At 67.1% G+C, this 2873-nt stretch carries 3 protein-coding genes; 1 reads left to right on the plus strand and 2 read right to left on the minus strand.

Annotated elements, in window-relative coordinates; genetic code table 11:
• Window positions 1-191 precede the first annotated feature (191 nt).
• A complete protein-coding gene (locus AB0M27_RS47230; protein ID WP_365732380.1) occupies window positions 192-851 on the minus strand; it encodes a hypothetical protein in 660 nt (219 codons plus the stop codon).
• Between the two features lie 45 nt (window positions 852-896).
• On the minus strand, window positions 897-1361 hold the full coding sequence (locus tag AB0M27_RS47235) for a hypothetical protein (protein ID WP_365732381.1): 465 nt from the start codon (window positions 1359-1361) through the stop codon (window positions 897-899).
• Window positions 1362-2143: 782 nt separating this feature from the next.
• Between AB0M27_RS47235 and AB0M27_RS47240 the strand changes: the two genes are divergently transcribed.
• A complete protein-coding gene (locus AB0M27_RS47240) occupies window positions 2144-2644 on the plus strand; it encodes a hypothetical protein (RefSeq protein WP_365732382.1) in 501 nt (166 codons plus the stop codon).
• The last annotated feature ends 229 nt before the right edge of the window (window positions 2645-2873 follow it).

Genomic DNA, 2873 nt, shown 5'->3' on the forward strand with positions numbered 1-2873 from the left:
AAAACAAGACGCCGCATGCCTCCCTCATTCCGAGCTGAACCATGCCTGACCAGTAGAAATCAAGCGATCATGTTCGGTTGAGATACGGCTTCTCAGACTCGCAATTCCCTCCTGTCGCATCATCGCCTGGCGGCCTGGCCCCCCGGCCGGGGGCAAGGGCACGCCAGTGCGGATGAGACGTCCGGAGAATCTCATGCGGGAGTGTCCGCCTCCCCGGTGGCGTCCGGAGCCGCGGGAGGCAGTGGCGTGGGGCCTTGAGCGGACAGAGCGTTGCGGAGAAGGCCTTCGATGTCTGCGGCCCGGCCGCTGACCTCCAGACCGCGGATGACGATCTCATCCCCGTTCCGTGTCACCTCAGCGGCCTTGACCGTCACGGGTGCAGAGTCGACCTGCTGCGGTGTGCATCCGCCGCCGAGAGCGGAGCGGGTCCGGTGCCACACGAGCCGGCCGATGCTCTTGACGACGTCGGTGCTGAGGTTGCCCGCGACGGCCACGGCGATCACGGCCACCACATCGATGGCCCCGTACTCGCTGAGATAGCGCCTGTTTTCGCGCGGCAGGGCGAAGTCGATGTCCATGCCCTGATGCCGCATCGTCTTTATCAGGCCGGCCACGTCGTCCCGGTAAATGCCGACTCCCTCGAGGGTCGTGTCCGGGAGCAGGAACAGGCGGCTGCCCACGGGGGCGGCCAGCACCTGCCCGGGCAGGTCCGGAACATCCCAGGATGTCATCGCGTTCTCGGGCGCCGGGGTATCAGCCATCGGCAGTTCATGCTCCCATCGTTGCCAGCCGGTTCTGCCACGAGGATAGCGACCGGTGCGGGCCGGTAATGCGGTTGCCTTCCTGCCCACCCGTAAGGAGGGGACTGCAGCCAGCTTCAGTGATGCCGGGAGGGGCTAGAGGGCGCCGGAGGCCACTGCGCGATCGCGCAGGGTGCGCAGGCTGACGCGGGCTCCTGTTGCGTCTTCGATATGCCATTCGTTCGTGCCCTGGCAGGTTTTGGTGCCGCGGGCGACAGCCCCGGCTTCGTCGACCCGGCCATAGGGGGTGCCGCCGGTCGCGGTGAGGATGATGCCGCCGTCTTCGTCGATGGTGGCCCAATGATCGGTGGAGCGGTAGGTGAGCACGATCCGTGTGCCAGCGGGGAGGATCTGGGCGGCGACCATGCGGGCGACATCGGTGCGGCGGCGCCCGGCAACCGGCCGGCGCTGCGCGGCGGCCTGGCGGGGCCGGGCCGGCGGCTGGGCGCCGTCTTCTGGCTCGCTGGCCAGGGGGACGGGCAAGCCGAGGCGCTCAGGATTCCAGATGTGTTCGAACAGGCACAGATACAGCTCCTGGCGGGTCTGGACGACCGAGGTCATCGTCTCCCGGGGGCCGAACGGCCTGAGGACCTTGCCGAGCTACGGTCCAGCAAGTAGCCGGACGAGCAGGACGACGACTGACACCCGGGCACATCAGGCCGATCGAGCGGCGGCGCCCGGACGGGTCAAAGTCGCGGCCACCATGGTCCGGTTGGGCCTCGGCTCAATGCCGTCCAGGCTCGCAGCACGATCGTGACGACGATCGCCGCAGGCAACAAGACCCAGCGGAGAGCTGCCCGGCGCCGCAGGCAACTCACGAGCCATCGGCCAGACAGCGGAGAAGGGCGCAACCGCAGCGCGCCCCCGGCCGCCACTACCGGCGGCTCCTCATCGCTGAGCAATCAACGCTCATAGTGAGCAGATCTCAGAAACTCACAGGTCATATCGGCTCAACCGACGCGACCCGCCAGTCTTACCCATGAGTAACTTTCAATGCGTCCCGCTCCCCGAACTGAGCAATGCGCAGGTCAGCCTTGAAGAACTGCTCACTTTCAGGCGGGCCGCGACACTACGCGCCGGTCAAGTAGCTTGCTCCGCAAGCTACTTGATGGACCGTCACTCCGTGACGGTGCCTCGGATCGCTCCGCGATCCGGGCCCAGGAATTCGCTCCGCGAACTCCTGAAAAGCGGCTGGCTAGGCCAGCCTGGCCGTCTCGTTTCTGCTTTATCTTGGCTTGAATTCGGCGATACGGGGTCACCGTACGTAGATAAGATAAGAGTGTCTGAAGGAGCGGCAACTCCTCGGACTCATTCTCTCAGGCGAACAAAAGGAGCAGAAATCCATGAAACTGAAGCCGGTTTCTCTCGACGTTTTCTCCGAGGCCCGGGACGAGGCGCACGTGGTGCTCGCGCGGGTGATGGCGCGTCTGGCGCCGGGTGAGCACGTCCTGCGGCTGGGGGTGGGCATGGACGGCCAGGAGCGGCCGTTGAGTGCCACCCTGCCGGTCACGGTGCAAGGCGAGGGTGGCTCGGAGGACCTGGTGGGCGTGGAGTCCCGATACTTCGACAACTTCGCTTTCCTGCTGGCTGTTGGGCTGGCTCAGACGCTGTGCTACGGCGTGATGTACCTGCGGTCCCCCGCCGTAAAGGAGGGCGGCCCGGCCTACACGGTCCAGGCGTGGAACCTGACGTGGGGTGTGCTGAACGAGTGTGAGGCCGCCCGTGCGGCTGAGTTGATCGGGGATCGTGAACCGGCCGCGTTCCTGGACGCGTTCGGCGTCCACACCAGCACCGAGGAGGACGCCGAAGCGGTCTACCCGCCGGTGGCCTACACCGTCCTGTAGCAGCTGCGGGCCGGGATGGCTACCCGGCCCGCATCCGGCCCCAGTTGGCCCGCCTGGGGCGCGGGGGTGCCGGTTCGTCGATCCGTCGGCACCCCCGCACAAGCGGCGCGGAGCGTCGCGACTGAGAGGGGGGGGGGCGCCGCGGCCCCGGGCCGGCCCCCACGGGCTCGAGCGGAACCACAGCACAGCCCCCCCGTAATTTATTGGTGGCGGGAAGTTGGGTAGGGGT

Origin of the sequence: Streptomyces sp. NPDC052107, assembly GCF_040680215.1 — a bacterium.
GTDB lineage: Bacteria > Actinomycetota > Actinomycetes > Streptomycetales > Streptomycetaceae > Streptomyces.

Coding starts and splice junctions, on each gene's coding strand:
- AB0M27_RS47235 (WP_365732381.1), bottom strand. CDS start 1,361: ATGACCTCGGTCGTCCAGACCCGCCAGGAGCTGTATCTGTGCCTGTTC.
- AB0M27_RS47240 (WP_365732382.1), top strand. CDS start 2,144: ATGAAACTGAAGCCGGTTTCTCTCGACGTTTTCTCCGAGGCCCGGGAC.